Origin of the sequence: Gulosibacter chungangensis (assembly GCF_008831155.1) — a bacterium.
Lineage (GTDB): Bacteria > Actinomycetota > Actinomycetes > Actinomycetales > Microbacteriaceae > Gulosibacter > Gulosibacter chungangensis.
The window spans coordinates 476,137-491,638 of record NZ_WBKB01000001.1 but is presented as its reverse complement, the minus strand read 5'-3'; the positions used below and the strand labels follow the sequence as shown (position 1 = coordinate 491,638).

The following is a 15,502-nucleotide window of genomic DNA, read 5'->3' as shown; positions in this document are numbered from 1 at the left end:
TGATCCGTCGATAGGCTGATCCGATAATGAAATCTGGACAAGTTACTTCGACCCCGCCGCAGCCCTCGAGCAATGCGAGCGGGAATTCAACGTCCAGGCACACCAATGTGGCCCTCCTCGCCATCACCGAAACCATCGCGCCCGTTGAAGTGAGTTCAGCGTCGTTCGACGAGCGGTTGAGCGAAGCACTGCGCAAACTTGGTCTGCCTCGAAACCTGCTGCAGCGGGTCGCGGGTGTGTACACCCGACGCAACTGGGAGAAGCCGACGGACTATATCGACGGTGCGGCCGACGCGGGCCGTAAGGCTCTAGCCGAGTCCGGCATCCCGGCAGACCGCATCGGGCTGTTGATTAACGCTTCGGTCTCCCGCGAGGGGCTCGAGCCCTCAGTCGCGACCGCCGTGCACGACCGAATCGGACTCGGTCCGCAGGCCATGAACTTTGACATCACCAACGCCTGCCTCGGATTCGTCAATGGGATGACCGTGGCGGCGAACATGATCGACTCCGGCCAGATTGACTACGCGCTGATCGTTGCGGGTGAAGACATGTCGCGGGTGCAAGAGGCGACGGTGCAGCGGCTCATGCGCGAGGGGATTACCCGCGAGGAATACCTGAACGAGTTCGCGACACTGACCCTCGGTTCGGGTGCGGCGGCAGCGGTATTGGGTCGCGCCGATCTGCACCCTGAAGGTCACCGCATCCTCGGCGGGGTGACGCGGGCCGCGACCTGGAATAACCACCTCTGCGTCGGTGACTACGACGGCATGTTCACCGACACTCAGGGGCTGCTCGAAAACGGCATGGAGCTGATCAACGCCGCCTGGCAAGAGGCCAATGCTTCCGGTTGGGATTGGGAAGACATGGATCACTACATTCCCCACCAGGTCTCCAAAACCCACGTCAAGGCACTCACCGACGCGACGACGATCGACCCCGACAAGATCGCCCGCACCTACCCCGAACTCGGGAACGTGGGCCCAGCATCCCTCCCGATCACCCTCGCCCGGCGCGCCCCCGACATGCAGCCCGGTGACCGGGTGCTCTGCATGGGTGTGGGTTCGGGGCTCAACACCGCAATGATGGAAATTGCATGGTAAAGATTCCCGCGCACGTCGCGACTCTCCCCGGCCCGCTTCCCGAATGGGATGCACAGTGGTCGCGTCTGGTGACGGTCGACACCGTTGACGGGTCGCGAACCTTTCACGTGCTCGACACCCTCCCCGCGCTGCGGGCGCAGGGGCGCGAGCCGACCGGGACCATCCTCGCGCTGCACGGCAACCCAACCTGGTCGTACCTGTGGCGCGGGCTTGCCGCGGCGACGCTGGCGGGTGCTGTGGCTGACGGTGGTGCTGGCGCGGGCGGCCGAATCTGGCGGGTGATTGCGCCGGACCAGCTCGATATGGGCTACTCCGAGCGGCTCGAGCATGACGCCCTTCCGACCACTCACGGCACCGGCTATCGCCGTATTGCCGAGCGCGTAAGCGACTTTGACACGGTCGTGCAACAACTCCTGCCGGAAGGCGGGGCGCTGGCTGCGCGTGAGACGCGGGCCTCCGCCGATTCCCGGACGGCCGATTCTCCGACCGGCAAACTCGCGACGGCTGGCTCTGCAACGCCTCAGCCCGCGACCCCCGCGCATCCCATCATCACGATCGGACACGACTGGGGCGGGCTGCTCTCCCTAACCTGGGCCGCGCGTCACCCGGAACTCGTGGACGCCGTGATCAGCCTCAACACCGGGGTGCACCAGCCCGAGGGTATGCCATTGCCGGTGCCCCTGCGTGCCGCACTGAGCGGGCCAATGCTGCCGACCTCGACGGTGCTCACCGACTGGTTCCTGCGCACTACGCTCGCCCTGGGGCAGGGCCCGTTGCGGCCCGAGATTCGGGATGCATTTTCCTCGCCCTATCGGGGGTTGGATGCGCGGGGCGGCATCGGCGGGTTTGTCGCCGATATTCCCGCCACACCTTCGCATCCTTCCTATGCCGAATTGCAGCAGCTGGGCACCGATATTGCCGGGATTTCCAGTCCCGCCCTGCTGATTTGGGGCCCGAAGGACCCGGTATTCGTCGACTATTTCTTGCGGGATCTGCGCGAGCGGTTGCCGCAAGCGGACTTGCATCGCATCGAGGGCGCCTCGCACCTCGTGAGTGAGGACGCCGATGTTCCGGGGATTGCGCTGCGTTGGCTGGCGCAGCAGTTCCCAGCGGAGCAAGCCCCGGGACAGCAAGCCCGTGCTTCGGAGGAAACAGGCGCAGTGGAAGCAGCGGTCATGGCTGCCGAGTCCTCGACCGACGAGCTTGCGCCCTTGATCTTTGAAGCGCTCGACCAGCGCGCCGGTGACCGCGCCATCGCGAGCGTGGACATGAGCCACAAGCCGCCGCAGCAGGTCACCTGGAGGCAGCTGACGCGGGTTGTCGACGGCATCGCTCGCGGCTTGCAAGACCTCGGGCTGCAGAAAGGCGATCGCGTTTCGCTGCTCGTGACCCCCGGCAATACCCTCACCGCGGTGCTTTACGGCGTGCTGAAGGCCGGCGGTGTCGCGGTCGTCGCCGACACCGGGCTCGGAGTCGCCGGCATGTCGCGGGCAATCAAGGCTGCCGACCCCAAGTGGATCATTGGCTTGAAGCCCGGGCTCACCCTGGCGCGTGCCGCGAAGTGGCCAGGCCGCCGCCTCGGGGTGGGGCGTTTCGACCGACTTGAGCGCGCGGCCCTCGGCATCGAAACGACGATCAACGAACTCTCGCGCACCCGCTCGCAGGTACCGATTGCGCTACCTGGCCCCGATGATGAGGCAGCAGTCCTCTACACCTCGGGCTCCACCGGCCCCGCGAAGGGCGTGCGCTACACCCACGCCCGCCTCGGCGCGCTCGCGCGCACGCTGCGGGAACAGTTCAAGGTGCACGAGGGCACCGGTTGGGTCGCGGGGTTCGCGCCATTCGCGCTCCTCGGTCCGGGCCTCGGAATCAGCAGCGTCACGCCGGATATGTCGGTCACGAAGCCCCGCACCCTCACTGCGGCAGCCCTCGCGGATGCGATCATCGCCGGAAAATCAACCATGGTCTTCGCCTCTCCCGCGGCCCATAAGAACGTGGTCGCGACCGCGGGCGACCTCACCGAGGCACAGCGCGCGTCCTTCCTCGACATTGAGCTCGTGCTCTCGGCCGGGGCGCCGGTGCCGCTGAGCCTCATGGACCAGCTCGCCGAACTCTTCCCAAACGCCGAGATTCGCTCGCCCTATGGCATGACCGAGGGGCTCATGCTCACCAATATCGATCGCGACGGGGTCGCCGCTGCAGAAGCCCAGTCCCGCGACCACGGGGTCTGTGTGGGCAAGCCCGTGTCTCGCGTGAGCTTCGCGCTCGCGCCGCTCGACGAACTTGGCGACACGACCGAGGAACTCCTCATCGGGGAAGCCGCCGCTGGCATCCTCGGCGAATTTGTCGTCTCGGCACCGCACGTTAAGGCTGGCTACGACGTGCTGTGGGACACTGATCGGGCCTCGAAGCGGGATGCGCTCGCGGGGCTCACCTGGCATCGCACCAACGACATCGGTCACTTCGATGCGGAGGGCCGAGTCTGGCTCGAGGGTCGCCTGCAGCACGTGCTCAGCACACCGCTCGGGCCCCTGGCTCCCGGCGGCGTCGAGGCCGTGGTCGACAAGGTCCCGAGCGTGAGCCGCTCCGCCGTGGTCGGCGTCGGACCGGTCGGGACACAGGCAGTCGTGGTCGTGCTGGAACCTGAAGCGGATGCGCGGCTCAAGCCGGGCATTGCTCCACTGGAACTTGCAGATGCGGTGCGCGCCGCAGCCCGGGAACACTACCCGCACGACATTGCGGCCGTTCTGGTCGCATCCACCTTCCCCACGGATATTCGCCACAACTCCAAGATCGATCGCTTGCGACTGGCAACTTGGGCCGATTCGGTGCTGCGCGGCGAAACGATCCGCAAACCCTAAGCAGCTGGGCCGGCGCGAACCCGCAAGAATGCATGACCCGGAAGAAAAGAGGAAGTCGATCGTGAAGATTCTCGTGACCGGTGCATCCGGACTCCTCGGCTCCTCAGTGGTGCGCAAGCTCCTCGAGGATGGCCACGAGGTGACCACGCTACAGCGGCGCGCCTCGGGTGTGGCCGGGGCCCGGGACATCCGCGGCAGCGTGACCGAGCCGGCCGCCGTCGCCGAAGCAATGTCGGGGCAGAATGCGGTCATCCACCTCGCCGCGAAAGTGTCGATGGCTGGGGACCCGAGCGATTTCGAGCGGGTCAATATCGGCGGCACCGAGCACGTGCTCCGTGAGGCCAAGGCCGCCGGGGTTTCGCGGTTCGTGCACATTTCTTCACCCTCGGTGGCAAATTCCGGAGACTCGCTCGTCGGTGCGCCCGCGGGAGTGGCCAACCCGGCCGCTGCGCGCGGGGAATACGCCCGCACCAAGGGCCACGGGGAACTCCTGGCCCTCGCAGCCGACTCGGCGGAATTCCCTGTACTCGTGCTGCGCCCGCACCTCATGTGGGGCCCGGGCGACACGCAGCTCACCGAGCGCATCATCGAACGCGCTCGAGGTGGACGGATGCCCATCCTCGGTTCGGGAGCGGCGCTGGTCGATACGCTCTACGTCAGCAACGCGGTGGATGCGATTCTCGCCGCACTCGAGGCCGTCACCCGGGTGCACGGCGAGGCACTCGTGGTCACTAACGGCCAGCCGCGCGCAATCGGTGAATTCGTCGAACGCCTCGCAAAGGCGGGCGGCGCAGGCAGGCCCAAGCTGCGCATCCCGGTCGCCCCGGCGCTTGCGGCAGGGGCAGCCGTGGATGCGATCTGGAACCTTAGCGAACACGATGACGAGCCGCCGCTGACCCGGTTCCTCGCCGAGCAAATGAGCACCGCCCACTGGTTTGATCAGCGCCGCACCCGCGAGGTACTGCAGTGGGAACCGGCGGTCAGCTTCGAGGAGGGTATGGCCGAGCTCGCTCGGCACTACGCCACTCGCTAGCACTGTGCCACTCGCTAGGCGCTCTCAAATTCTCCGGTCACCGTGGCGCTGATCGTGATCTCGGGGACGGTAACCTCGGCGGTTTCGGGTTGACCACCCGGGGCTGCCGACATCGCTCGCATCGCTGGGCCACCGAACGAAGGCTGCTGACTGTCTGAGATTGTCATGACCTTCGTGACCTGTTCGCCGAGCGCACTGGCGTAGTCCTCTGCGATCTCGCGTGCCTGACCCACGGCCGCTTTGCGCGCCGCTTGCTCGTGCGCGCGACGGGTGTTTTCCGTGAGTGCCCAATCCACGCTCGCCCGCACGCCGGCTTCGGAAAACTCGGTGACCAGCTCGCTCACGAGCTCGAGACTCGAGAGTTTCACGCGCACCGTACTCGAGGTGATGTGCTCGACGATGACGTTCGAATACGACCCCTGCGCGTAGCTCTTGCGCGTCCAGGTACTGATTGGGGTGGCGGCATGCCAGGTCGCATCGCCAGAGCTCCGCAGCTGTTGGGCCCGGCTACTGACCAGATTGTGCAGGTGGGTCGCGAGGCGGATGCTCTCCGCACGGTTCTCGGAGGTGATGGAAATGTGCGCGATGATGGTCGCGCGTTCCGCACGGTAGTGCGCTTCGCTGGTGCCAGTGGCGTGGATTCGTGTCATAGGAGTAGCTAACACCGTGCATCCCGAACCGTGGCTGAACCCGTGGCAGATTCCGCCGTCTACGAGGCCGTCGACTACGAGGCCACTTTCATCCGGCGCTCCAGTGCCATGGTGACGAAAATCAGTACCAGGCCACCTCCCGCGAGGGCGATGCCCACCCAGGCCGGGGCGAGCATCCCGTACCCGAGCGCGATTACCGCGCCACCAGACCAGGCGCCGATGCTGTTTGCGGCGTTGAAGGCTGCGTGGTTCATCGCCGAGCCGAGCAGGCGCTGCTCTTCCGCCGCATCGATCAGCCAAGACTGCACCGCTGGCGTGAACGTCCAGGCGGTCAGGCCAACCAAGAACGCGGTGATGAAAATTCCCGCTGGATGCATTGCCACCAGCAAGTAGGCGAGTAGGGACGCAACCAGGGCCACCAGCCCGAAGATGGCGGTGCGGCGCATGTTTCGATCAGCTCCAGCGCCACCGATGATATTGCCGAAGACCATGCCGAGCCCAATGGCGGCGAGCAGAAACGGCGTGAGCGAGGCCTCGAGCCCGGCGACCGTCATCGCGGCCTCGGCGAGGTAGGTGTAGATCGCGAAGAACCCACCGAAGCCGATCATCCCGACCGCAATCACGAGCCAGAACCGCGGTCGGGTGAAGGCCTTGAGTTCGGACCGGATGCTGGTGCCGGGATCTCCCGGAACCGTTGGCAACACGGTCTTCAGTACCGCAGCGGCGAGCACGAACAGCACCGCAATGGCCACAAAAATCCACCGCCAACTCACCGATTGGCCAACCCAGGTCGCAAGCGGCACCCCGACGACATTCGCGACCGTGAGACCACTGAGCGCGAAAGCGACACCACGGGCCTGCATCCCGGGACCGAGGAGATATCCGGCCAGCAGAGCCGCGAGGCCGAGATATGCTCCGTGTGGCAGACCGGCAAGGAAGCGCACCGCGACCGAGGGGAGTAACCCACCGATCACTGCCGTAAGCAGGTTTGCCAGCGCGAGCGTGAGCAGTAGCCACGGCGCCAGTGAATGCTGTGGACGGCGGGCGAAGAGCACACTGATCAGTGGCGCCCCGATGAACACACCGAGGGCATAGGCGCTCACCATCGCACCCGCCTGGGCGATCCCGGCCTCTGGCGCGTTGAAGTAATTCGGTACGAGATCTTCGGCGATGCTGCCGAGTACCCCCATCGTGGCGAATTCCGAGATGCCGAGCCCGAAAGCACCGACGGACAGCGCGGTAAGCGCGAGGGCGCGGCGGAGTGATGTAAGTGACGGATTCGTGGGCGACGACTGTGTCGCAGCAGAATCGGTGGTGAACTGACTCATGCATCCGAATGTTAGGCAGGATCAGTGCGCCGAGACAGCGACGGTTCCGGTTAGTGAGACTGGCGTGGCGATGGGCGCTGGTCGCAACTTCGATGGAATACATGCAGACGCATTGATGTTGTTGTTGCCATGGCAACGAAAATCGGCTTCCTCTCATTTGGTCACTGGATGGATGCACCCGGCTCGCGCGTCGTGACCGGGCAGGATGCGCTCCTGCAGGCCATTGATATGTCGGTCGGTGCCGAAGAGGTCGGAATCGACGGGGCATACTTCCGCGTGCACCACTTTGCTCGCCAGCACTCGGCACCGTTTCCGCTCCTCGCCGCAATCGCCGCCCGCACCAAGCGCATTGAAATCGGCACCGGCGTGATCGATATGCGCTACGAAAACCCGCTGTACATGGCGGAGGAAGCCGCCGTCACCGACCTCATCTCTGATGGCCGCCTGCAACTCGGGGTGAGTCGTGGTTCACCGGAACCCGCGCTCGCGGGATATCAGTCCTTCGGGTACGTGCCGGAAGACGGCGACCACGCCGAAATGGCGCGACACAAGACCCTCGTGTTTCTGCGCGCGATTCAGGGCGCGGGCGTTGCGAACCCGGATCCGCGACAGGCTGTCTCCCCGGAGCCGCTGGCCCTCGAGCCGCAGTCAGAGGGCCTGCGCGAGCGCATTTGGTGGGGCGCGGGTTCCCGCAAGACCGCGGTTTGGGCGGCGGAGCGCGGCATGAATCTGATGTCTTCGACGCTGCTGACCGAAGATACCGGCGTGCCCTTTTCGGAACTGCAGGCCGAGCAGATCCAGCAGTACCGCGACGCTTGGGAGGTTGCCGGCCATCACTGGACGCCACGCGTGAGCGTCTCCCGCAGCATCATCCCGCTCGTCGACGATGAATCGCGCCGATACTTCGGTATCCGTGCGCAAGCCGAAGCTCGCGACCAGGTTGGGCAAACCGAACCGGGCGAACTCGCGCGCTTTGGCCGCAGCTATATCGGCGAGATCGACACGCTGATCGAGGAACTCCAGGAGGACGCCGCCGTGCAGGCCGCGGACACGCTGCTCGTCACCGTGCCCAACGCCCTTGGCGTCGACTTCAACGTGCGCATGCTCGAGGCAATCTCAAAGGAGATCCGCCCGGCACTTGGGTAGCGCGAGCCTGGGGCTGGGCTGTTGCCCGGCGCAATATCTGACGCGTATGGGTGCTCAGGAGGTAATAATTCCCTCCTGAGCACCCATACGCGTCTCTTATTGCTCCCTGCCCGCTGAACGCGCCTGGATTGGCGCTGGAGTGACGGTTTCTGGAGGCGGTTTAGGTCGACACGGGGCCGGTTGTTGCCCTCAGCACCAGCGAGGGCGTTGAGGTCACAAGCTGCGGCTCGAGGTCAGGATTCTCAAAGCGTCGCAGCGCAAGTCGAGTGGCCTCACGACCGAGCTCGAGGGCGTGCAAATCAATGGAAGTTAGCGCCGTACCCGGGGTATTGCTGACCGAGCTGTTGTCATAGCCGATCACCGAAACATCCTGCCCCGGCACGAGAGACCGCGCGGCGAGCGCGTCTAACACCCCGAGCGCGGCCTGATCGTTGTGCGCAAAAATTGCCGTCGGTGCCTCGGTATCTGCCAACAGTTCCGTCGCGATTTCGGCTGCGTCCGAGCGCGCATAGGTGGATTCGATTACCCGTGGCTTAAGCCCCGCTTCGAGCATCGACGTTTCGTAGCCTTCTCGACGCCCGAGGTAGCCGTCCGTCGGCGGGTTCGCGAGAAAGACGATCCGCCGATGCCCCAGCTGGAGCAAGTGCTCGGTCGCCAACTGCCCGCCAAAGACATTGTCCGAATAGACGCTGTCGACACCTGGAATATGCCGCGCGATTGCGATGAGCGGAGTGCGCTGGGAGTGCGCCAGCGCATCCGAATCGGCCATCCGCAGACCCGCGGCAATGATCGTGCCGACCTGCGCGCCTTCCAGCGTGCCGAGGGAAGAAGCATCGCGATCGTGATTTCGTGATCCGACCGAGAGCACCAGCTGGCGGGCTTTCGGCTCGGCAATTTCGCGGATGCCATCGTAGACGTCCGCGAAGAAGTCATTGTGGAGGTCTTGCAGAAAGACCCCGATTGAGGCGGGTTTTGTGGAGGCGAGGCTCGCGGCGATGCGGTTGTGCACGTAGCCGATCTGATTGCCCGTGGAGAGGATGCGCGCCCGGGTGGATTCGCTGACGCCGCTGGCATTGCGGTACGCGAGCGATACGAGTGCCCGTGATACACCCGCCGCCTTTGCGACGTCCTCCATGGTTGTTCTGGCCATTTGCCACCTCCCAAAAAATATCTATTGACACTATCGCCTAGAGCGCTCTAGTCTAGCAACACCTAGAGCGCTCTAGTTCCGTATCAACCGCTAGTGCGTTCTGGGAACCACTTGACAGCAACACATTCGGAATGAAGCGAGGAAGCTCATGACCAACGGCATCGAAGCCACTGATTCCGCACCCCGCGTCGGTATCGCACCCGACTCTTGGGGTGTGTGGAACGCCGTCGACGAGGCGCAGCCCGCTCCCGAGCAGTACCTTCGCGAGGTTGCCGAGGCTGGCTTCCACTGGACCGAACTTGGCCCCTTTGGCTACCTCGGCACCGACGCAGCCAAGCTGCGCGAGGACTTCGCCAAGTACGATCTCGCCCTCTCTGCGGGAACGGTGTTCGTGAATCTCCACCGCGGGGCTTCCGAAATCGACAAGGCCTGGGCAGATGTGCGCGAGGTCGCAACCCTCGTGCAGGCGCTCGGCGCCGAGCACATCATCACCATTCCGGGTCTTTGGGAACGCGGTGAGGACGGCCATGTCGTGGGCGATCGCGCCTTCAACGCCGAAGAATGGGATGCCTTCTTCGCCGGTCACAATGAAATCGGCCGTCGCCTGCTCGAAGAGTTCGGGATGCGTCAGCAGTTCCACTCGCACGCAGAAAGCCCGATCGGTTCCTACCGCGAGGTGGTGCGTCTGCTCGAGGGCACCGACGAACGCTACGTGAACCTTTGCCTCGACACCGGCCACCTCGCCTATTACTACGGCGACAACGAGCGACTGATCCGCGAGTTCCCGAACCGCATCGGCTACCTCCACCTCAAGCAGGTCGAACCGGACCTTCTCGCCGACGTGCTCAAGAACGACATTAGCTTCGTGGATGCCGTCAAGCAGGGCGTGATGATCGAGCCGCCGCTCGGGGTGCCCGACTACAACCCGATCCTGCGGGAAGCGGCAATCGCGAACCCCGGCATCTTCGCCATCGTCGAGCAGGACATGTACCCGCTCGCTGACTTCGCGCAGCCGCTGGAAATCGCGCGCCGTACGCACGAATACATCGCCGGTTGCGGTGCCCCAGTGCGCTTCCGCGAAACCGCCACTGCCAAATAACCGTCGCTAGCCGAGCAACACTCCGTTCGTCGAGTAGACGCCGTAGGCGTCGTATCGAGACGCGCCCCTTCGATACAGGCCTTCGGCCTTACGCAGGCACCGAACTCCAACCACAACCACTAAGGACTAGAACACTATGAACACCCCAATTCGTGTCGCCGTCATCGGCGCCGGCATGGCCGGCCAGGCTCACGCTTTCGGCTTCCGCAACGCCATGATGGCGGTTTCGTCCAAGCTCAGCGTTGAGCTCGACACCATCGCCGATCCGAACCTCCCGCTCGCCGAATCGGTCGCTGCGCGCTACGGCTTCAAGCAGGCCACCGGCGACATCGACGCGCTCCTCGAGCGTGACGACATCGACGCGATCAGCGTCGCCCTGCCGAACTTCCTGCACGCCGAGGTGCTCCCCAAGGTGCTCGCCTCCGGCAAGCACGTCTTCGCCGAGAAGCCGATCGGCCGCACCGTCGAGGAATCCTCCTCCCTGCAGGCACTCGCCGAGAAGACGGATGCTGTGACCGGCGTCGGCTTCTCCTTCCGTCGACTGCCGGGGCTGGCTGCCCTCGCACAGGCGATCGCGGATGGTCGCCTCGGTGACGTGCACACCGTGCGCGGTTGGTACTACGCCGACTACGCAGCCGACCCCGCCGGAGCGCTCTCCTGGCGCTACTCGCAGGAACAGTCCGGCGGTGGAGCACTCCTCGACATCGGCTCGCACGCCATCGACGCAGTGCAGTTCGTTGCCGGTCAGATCACCGGGGTCGCCAACGCGACCCTCAAGACCGTGATCTCCGAGCGCCCGAAGCCTGCCGCCGGTGCGATCGGTCACGGTGCATCCACCTCGACCGAAACCGGCCCCGTCACGAACGATGACATCGCGCTGCTCTCGGTGGAATTCGCATCCGGCGCCGTCGGCCAGATTGAACTGAGCCGCATCGCGCAGGGCGTGCCGAACGCACTCGGCGTCGAGGTCTTCGGCACCGAGGGCCACGCCGCATTTGACTCGATCGCCGCGGGTGAATTCTCGATCTTCGAGACCGGCCTCACCGACTCGGCCTACAACGGCCCGCGCCGTGTCTTCACCGGGCCCGAGCACCCCTACTTCAAGGACGTCGCCGCGATGCCAGGCGGCGGCGTGGGCACCGGTTACGCCGAGGCCTTCACCGCGGAGATTCAGGAGTTCGTGCGCTGCATCCAAGAGGGTGCCGAGATGGACACGGACTTCGCTGAGGCAACCGCGATGATGCGCGTCGTCGGTGCCGCTCTCGAGTCGAGCAAGACCGGCCAGGCCGTCGCGATCGAGCACGCTCGCGAGGCCGCGACCGTCTAGTTCCCCCGGTTTGGGCCACTTGGTCCAAATTCGAATCGACTCGATCCAAATCAACCAACCCGCGTCCTCGAGACGCACCGCGCGGGGCCGGACGTGCATCCAAGTCTGGCTGTGCACCTAACCTCGGCCATGCATCCACCCGGCCCCGCGCATCCCAAAACGTTCCAAACACCACACCGCTATTCGTCGCGCTCTGACAAAGGAGTCGTTCATGTCCGCGTCAATACCCAATAGTTCAACCCCTGCCAGCTCTACCAGCACGCGCGGCCACGGTTCCGCTGAGGAATCCACGCTGCCGCCGCTCACCGCCGGGCCGTACCGTCGTCGCCTCTCGGTCGTGGCGTTCATCGCGACCATCGGTGGCCTCCTGTTTGGTTACGACACCGGCGTGATCAACGGGGCACTTCGCCCCATGACCATCGAGCTCGGGCTCACCCCGCTCACCGAAGGTGTCGTCACCTCCTCGCTGCTCTTCGGTGCCGCTGTCGGTGCCATGCTCGGTGGGCGACTTGCCGACCTCTGGGGTCGTAAGCGCACCATCATGCTGCTGGCCTTCGCCTTCCTGCTGGGCGCCGCGGTCTGCGCCCTGTCGCCAAGTTTCGGCGTGATGGTGGTTGGGCGCGTCATCCTCGGCATCGCCGTGGGTGCCGCATCCACCGTTGTGCCGGTGTACCTCGCTGAGCTTGCACCGCACGAGATTCGCGGTTCACTCTCAGGCCGCAACGAAGTGATGATCGCGGTGGGTGCCTTCGCGGCCTTCGCGGTCAACGCCATCATCGGTAACGTCTGGGGTCACCTCGACAGCATCTGGCGAGTGATGCTCGCGATCTGCGCCATCCCGGCAATCGCCCTGTTCCTCGGCATGATTCGTATGCCCGAGTCGCCCCGCTGGCTGATCGCACACGGTCGTCGTGATGAGGCACTCGAGATCATGCGTACCATCCGCCCCGAGGCACGCGCGGTCGCAGAAATCGACGAAGCCGAGGCACTGTACGCGGCCTCGAAGAACGCTCGCCGCACTCGCCTGAGCGCGGTCCTGAAGAACCGCTGGCTGCTGCGTATCCTGCTGATCGGTATCGGCATCGCGGTCTTCCAACAGCTCACCGGCATCAACACGATCGTGTACTACGGCCAGACCGTGCTCATCGAAGCTGGGTTTGAGGCGGATGCGGCGCTCATCGCGAATGTCGTCCCCGGCGCGATCGGTGTGCTCGGCAGCATCGCCTCGCTGTTCATGATGGAACGCATCAACCGCCGCACGATGTTCATGTGTGGGTACGGGCTCGTCACGCTCTGCCACGTGCTCATCGGGCTCTCCTCGATCATGTTCCCGGTCGGAGCCCCGGCCCGCCCCTATGTGATCCTCGTGCTCGTGGTGCTGTTCGTCGGGTCGATGCAGACCTTCCTGAACGTGGCCACCTGGGTGATCCTCTCGGAGATCTTCCCGCTCCACATGCGCGGACTCGGCATCGGCATCGCCGTGTTCTGCATGTGGATCGCAAACGCCACACTGGGACTCTTCTTCCCCTCGGTGGTTGATGGCGTGGGCATCACCGGCTCCTTCTTCATGCTCGGTGTCTTCAACTTGATCGCGTTCGTGTTCGTGTTGAAGTTCCTGCCGGAAACCCGCGGACGCACGCTCGAGTCGATTGAAGAAGACGTCTCCACCGGCGCGATCTACCTCAATAAGAAGTAGCGGTCGGCTGGCGCTGCGATTTCTGACGCGTATGGGTGGTTAGGAGGGAAATATTCCCTCCTAACCACCCATAAGCGTCAACTTTTGCGTCTGCGGCAACTATCAAGTCCGGGAAGCACCGGTGCGGGAGCCCTAAACCGCAGGTCTGCGGCTACGGTTGAAGCGACACAGGCTTGCTGGTGTGCACGGAAGGATGATGCGGGCATGCGAGTGATGGATCAGGGCAAAGTGGAGGCCCGGGAACGCGCGCGAGAACGAGCCAGGAATATCGCGCTCGGCGCGGCTGCGGTCGCGATTACCGCGGTGATCATCGGGATAGACGTGGTAACCGGGTTCTGGCAGGATTTGGTGATTCTCTCGGGGCTCGCCGCCGGTCTGGTTTCTTTCCTGTTTACGGTAACGGTGCTCAACCGGCTGGTTGCCAAGTCTGCTGAGAAGCGTTGGGCGCCGGTGAACCGGCTCGCCTTCACCGAGTTTCTGCATGCGATGGCAGACGAAGACGCCAGCGAAATCTCGCGGGGCAAGGTCGTTATCCGGATGCTCCCGCAGGTTGCGGCGCAGCCACACGCTGCCGAGCTCGACGCGGAGCTGCACGACCTCCGCGAGCTAGTCACCCTCGAACACCAGCGGCTTGCGGATCATCTGAGCCGCTGGGCACAGTTCCTCACCTCGAGCGGCGACAACGAGATCATCATGTTCCACGTGGCCGAGATCGCCTTCGGCTTCGAAAAGGTGCGGGATGCGGCGCTCGAGCTGGAATCGCAGCGTGACGACGCGAGCCTCGCGGCCCTGGCCAGCGAGATCGACGAATGCAACGCGCAGCTGAATGCTTTGGCCCAGGAACTGCGGGCACGCTTGCGGCTGCCTGTCAACGACGCGAGCCGGTAGGCGAAGTAGCCAACGGTCATTGCCGCAGCTAACCTTCTCGCCGCATCCAACGCGCCTCGCCGCAGTTACCCGTTCACGCATGCAACGTCCCGTGACGCTGCCAACTCCCTCGACGCATCCAACGCGCTCGACGCATCCAACACCCAGGAAACCCAATCGGGCGGCACCTCCGCAGAGGCACCGCCCGATTTCGGTTTGATTTAGCTAGACCAAACTTTCGCTACTCCAAGCCCTACTCGCCACCAAGCGAGTCGACGTTGTCCTTGGTGATCCACTCGGCCTGGGTGAGAACTTCGTCCTCCACGTCTTCACCGTTGATCAGCTGCACCATGGTCTCGACACCGAGTTCACCGATGCCGGCGGTGTCCTGCGAGACGGTGCCCGCGAGGCCACCAGCGTTGATCGCGGCGACACCGTCGGCGGTGGCGTCGATACCGAACACCTGGATCTCACCGGTCTTGCCAGCGTTTTCGATCGCCTGCACCGCACCGACGGCCATGCCGTCGTTCTGGGCGACGACCGCCGTGAACGCGGTGCCGGTGGAGAGCCAGTTCTCGGTGAGCTCGAGCGCCTCGGCGGTGACCCAGTTCGCGGTCTGGTCGAAGACCACGTTCACGTTCGGGTTCTCGGCGAGGACGGCGTCGTAGCCTTCCTTGCGGGCGAGCTGCGCGTCACTACCCATCGGGCCGTAGAGAATCGCAATGTCGCCTTCGCCACCGATTGCCTCGATGGCCTGCTCCATCTGCAGCTTGCCGGCCTCAACCTCGTTACCGCCGATGTAGGCCGCGGCGAGGTCCTGCTGCGATGCCTTCTGCACGATGGTCGCGATCGGGACGTTCGCGTCGTTCGCGGCGATCAGGCCGGGCACGACACCGTCGGTGGAGACGGGCTCCACGAGGATGCCGTCGAAGCCCTGCGAGACTGCCTGCTCGATCTGGCTCACCTGGGTGGATGCATCCTGATTGCTGTCGAAGACGGTGACCTCGTAGCCGAGTTCCTCGCCCTTCGCCTCGGCCGCGGAGGCGACGGTGGTGGTGAATTCATTGGTCATGTGGCTCATGATCAGCGCGATGGTGCCGCCTTCGGCACCGGTTTCGCCGCCGTCGCTCGTGCCGCCGTTGGCACAGCCGGTGAGCGCCAGCGCGGCGGTTGCCGCGAGGATCGTGATCTTGGTCCATTTCTTGGCCATGGTTTGGTTCCTTCCAAAGGGATTTGGGGATTGGT

12 protein-coding genes are annotated in these 15,502 nt (G+C 64.6%); 8 read left to right on the top strand and 4 right to left on the bottom strand.

All coding sequences use genetic code 11. From position 1 onward, the window contains the following. Window positions 1-26 precede the first annotated feature (26 nt). From F8O05_RS02200 to F8O05_RS02190, 3 genes are all read left to right on the top strand, one after another. Window positions 27-1,100: a 3-oxoacyl-ACP synthase III gene (locus tag F8O05_RS02200; protein ID WP_158051098.1), complete on the top strand. Its 1,074-nt coding sequence runs from the start codon at window positions 27-29 to the stop codon at window positions 1,098-1,100. Next, entirely contained in the window at window positions 1,094-3,961 is a 2,868-nt protein-coding gene (locus F8O05_RS02195; RefSeq protein WP_158051097.1) for an alpha/beta fold hydrolase, read from the top strand. The genes F8O05_RS02200 and F8O05_RS02195 overlap by 7 nt, the downstream gene beginning before the upstream one ends. 61 nt (window positions 3,962-4,022) lie before the next feature. Beyond that, window positions 4,023-4,994 (top strand): NAD-dependent epimerase/dehydratase family protein, encoded by a 972-nt coding sequence (locus tag F8O05_RS02190; protein WP_225735683.1) that lies wholly within the window; start codon window positions 4,023-4,025, stop codon window positions 4,992-4,994. Between the two features lie 14 nt (window positions 4,995-5,008). Here F8O05_RS02190 and F8O05_RS02185 read toward each other — a convergent pair whose 3' ends face one another. Both F8O05_RS02185 and F8O05_RS02180 read right to left on the bottom strand, forming a co-directional pair. Continuing rightward, window positions 5,009-5,644: an SIMPL domain-containing protein gene (locus F8O05_RS02185; RefSeq protein ID WP_158051095.1), complete on the bottom strand. Its 636-nt coding sequence runs from the start codon at window positions 5,642-5,644 to the stop codon at window positions 5,009-5,011. 74 nt (window positions 5,645-5,718) lie between these two features. Next, complete coding sequence (locus F8O05_RS02180; RefSeq protein WP_158051094.1) at window positions 5,719-6,972, bottom strand: MFS transporter; 1,254 nt, start codon at window positions 6,970-6,972, stop codon at window positions 5,719-5,721. A gap of 129 nt (window positions 6,973-7,101) precedes the next feature. Here F8O05_RS02180 and F8O05_RS02175 point away from each other — a divergent pair, with 129 nt between their 5' ends. Beyond that, on the top strand, window positions 7,102-8,118 hold the full coding sequence (locus F8O05_RS02175; RefSeq protein WP_158051093.1) for an LLM class flavin-dependent oxidoreductase: 1,017 nt from the start codon (window positions 7,102-7,104) through the stop codon (window positions 8,116-8,118). A gap of 160 nt (window positions 8,119-8,278) precedes the next feature. Here the strand turns inward: F8O05_RS02175 and F8O05_RS02170 are convergent, their stop codons facing one another. Beyond that, a complete protein-coding gene (locus F8O05_RS02170) occupies window positions 8,279-9,268 on the bottom strand; it encodes a LacI family DNA-binding transcriptional regulator (RefSeq protein ID WP_158051092.1) in 990 nt (329 codons plus the stop codon). A 148-nt stretch (window positions 9,269-9,416) separates the two neighbouring features. Here F8O05_RS02170 and F8O05_RS02165 point away from each other — a divergent pair, with 148 nt between their 5' ends. The 4 genes from F8O05_RS02165 to F8O05_RS02150 all read left to right on the top strand — a co-directional run bounded on the left by F8O05_RS02165 (window position 9,417) and on the right by F8O05_RS02150 (window position 14,278). After that, on the top strand, window positions 9,417-10,367 hold the full coding sequence (locus F8O05_RS02165) for a sugar phosphate isomerase/epimerase family protein (RefSeq protein WP_158051091.1): 951 nt from the start codon (window positions 9,417-9,419) through the stop codon (window positions 10,365-10,367). 136 nt (window positions 10,368-10,503) lie between these two features. Next, window positions 10,504-11,694: a Gfo/Idh/MocA family protein gene (locus F8O05_RS02160; protein ID WP_158051090.1), complete on the top strand. Its 1,191-nt coding sequence runs from the start codon at window positions 10,504-10,506 to the stop codon at window positions 11,692-11,694. Window positions 11,695-11,905: 211 nt separating this feature from the next. Next, complete coding sequence (locus tag F8O05_RS02155; RefSeq protein WP_158051089.1) at window positions 11,906-13,390, top strand: sugar porter family MFS transporter; 1,485 nt, start codon at window positions 11,906-11,908, stop codon at window positions 13,388-13,390. Between the two features lie 204 nt (window positions 13,391-13,594). Beyond that, window positions 13,595-14,278 carry a hypothetical protein gene (locus tag F8O05_RS02150; RefSeq protein WP_225735682.1) on the top strand — a complete coding sequence of 228 codons (684 nt, stop codon included), beginning with the start codon at window positions 13,595-13,597 and terminating at the stop codon, window positions 14,276-14,278. 232 nt (window positions 14,279-14,510) lie between these two features. Here the strand turns inward: F8O05_RS02150 and F8O05_RS02145 are convergent, their stop codons facing one another. Further along, window positions 14,511-15,467 carry a sugar ABC transporter substrate-binding protein gene (locus F8O05_RS02145; RefSeq protein WP_158051088.1) on the bottom strand — a complete coding sequence of 319 codons (957 nt, stop codon included), beginning with the start codon at window positions 15,465-15,467 and terminating at the stop codon, window positions 14,511-14,513. Window positions 15,468-15,502: the final 35 nt, after the last annotated feature.

Bases quoted from the DNA above. Each gene is read 5' to 3' on its own strand.
- F8O05_RS02200 (WP_158051098.1), top strand. From the start codon at position 27: ATGAAATCTGGACAAGTTACTTCGACCCCGCCGCAGCCCTCGAGCAAT.
- F8O05_RS02195 (WP_158051097.1), top strand. From the start codon at position 1,094: ATGGTAAAGATTCCCGCGCACGTCGCGACTCTCCCCGGCCCGCTTCCC.
- F8O05_RS02185 (WP_158051095.1), bottom strand. From the start codon at position 5,644: ATGACACGAATCCACGCCACTGGCACCAGCGAAGCGCACTACCGTGCG.
- F8O05_RS02180 (WP_158051094.1), bottom strand. From the start codon at position 6,972: ATGAGTCAGTTCACCACCGATTCTGCTGCGACACAGTCGTCGCCCACG.
- F8O05_RS02175 (WP_158051093.1), top strand. From the start codon at position 7,102: ATGGCAACGAAAATCGGCTTCCTCTCATTTGGTCACTGGATGGATGCA.
- F8O05_RS02170 (WP_158051092.1), bottom strand. From the start codon at position 9,268: ATGGCCAGAACAACCATGGAGGACGTCGCAAAGGCGGCGGGTGTATCA.
- F8O05_RS02165 (WP_158051091.1), top strand. From the start codon at position 9,417: ATGACCAACGGCATCGAAGCCACTGATTCCGCACCCCGCGTCGGTATC.
- F8O05_RS02160 (WP_158051090.1), top strand. From the start codon at position 10,504: ATGAACACCCCAATTCGTGTCGCCGTCATCGGCGCCGGCATGGCCGGC.
- F8O05_RS02155 (WP_158051089.1), top strand. From the start codon at position 11,906: ATGTCCGCGTCAATACCCAATAGTTCAACCCCTGCCAGCTCTACCAGC.
- F8O05_RS02150 (WP_225735682.1), top strand. From the start codon at position 13,595: ATGCGAGTGATGGATCAGGGCAAAGTGGAGGCCCGGGAACGCGCGCGA.
- F8O05_RS02145 (WP_158051088.1), bottom strand. From the start codon at position 15,467: ATGGCCAAGAAATGGACCAAGATCACGATCCTCGCGGCAACCGCCGCG.